General features: G+C 46.9%; 1 protein-coding gene. It reads left to right on the top strand.

The window, feature by feature from the left end; translation table 11 throughout:
* A partial coding sequence (locus ACS8FD_RS23695; RefSeq protein WP_439277651.1) for a globin domain-containing protein occupies positions 1 to 548 on the top strand: 548 nt, incomplete at both ends.

The following is a 548-nucleotide window of genomic DNA, read 5'->3' as shown; positions in this document are numbered from 1 at the left end:
ACCAATCAAAAGCTAGGTCGCCAGCAGACTGCCCTTGCGACCACAGTTTTGGCCGCTGCCAAGCACCTTGAAAACTTGGCTATTTTGCTACCGCAAGTAACCCAAATCAGTCATAAGCACCGCGCCTTACAGATCTTGCCAGAGCATTATCCGATCGTAGGTAAGCATCTACTTGGCGCGATAAAGGAAGTGTTAGGGGAGGCGGCTAATGACGACATCATCGACGCTTGGACTGAAGCTTATGATGAGATTGCTGGCGTCTTTATTCAGCTCGAAAAGAGCATGTATAAGCAAGAAATGTGGGAAGGTTTTGCGCCCTTTAAGGTCGTTGAAAAGGTGGCTGCAGCCACCGATATCGCCGCCTTTACCGTCGTTCCTGTCAATGATAATGCAGAGGACAGTCAAGACATTGACCTAAGTAAGCTCAACCTTACTGCTGGTCAATATATCACGGTAAAAACAGATCCAAAAGACAGTGATCATGTTGCACTACGTCATTACTCTTTATATTCTGCCAACACTGATACAGGCATTCAGTTTGCCGTCAG

It is taken from the genome of Psychrobacter sp. 1U2 (genome assembly GCF_051847575.1).
This window is presented reverse-complemented; position numbering and strand designations above follow the sequence as displayed.